The sequence below is a fragment of the Robiginitalea sediminis genome (assembly GCF_002198115.1).
Classification (GTDB): domain Bacteria; phylum Bacteroidota; class Bacteroidia; order Flavobacteriales; family Flavobacteriaceae; genus Robiginitalea; species Robiginitalea sediminis.
Window position 1 is genome coordinate 251239 of sequence record NZ_NGNR01000004.1, and the last position, 447, is coordinate 251685.

The following is a 447-nucleotide window of genomic DNA, read 5'->3' on the forward strand; positions in this document are numbered from 1 at the left end:
GGTGGCCGTCAGGCCGCTGGTGGTGTTGTCGTAGGGGTTGGATGAAGCATTGGTGTCGATTACCTGGGTGGCGCCGCTTTCGTCAGTATAGGTGTAGGTACCGTCCCCATTGTCTATCAAAGTAGACAGGGAGGTGTCGCTGATGGTGGTCGTGTTGCCAGCAGCGTCGGTAAAGTCGTAGGTACCGTCCCCGTTGTCGGTCAGGGAAACGGTTCCCGCCAAAGCGTTAATCTCATCGATCGCATCCTGGACATTAGTGGCGGTAAGACCGCTGGTGGTATTGTCGTAGGGGTTGGATGAAGCATTGGTGTCGATTATCTGAGTAGCTCCGGATTCGTCGGTATAGGTGTAGGTGCCATCCCCATTGTCTATCAAAGTAGACAGGGAGGTGTCGCTGATGGTGGTCGTGTTGCCAGCAGCGTCGGTAAAGTCGTAAGTGCCGTCCCC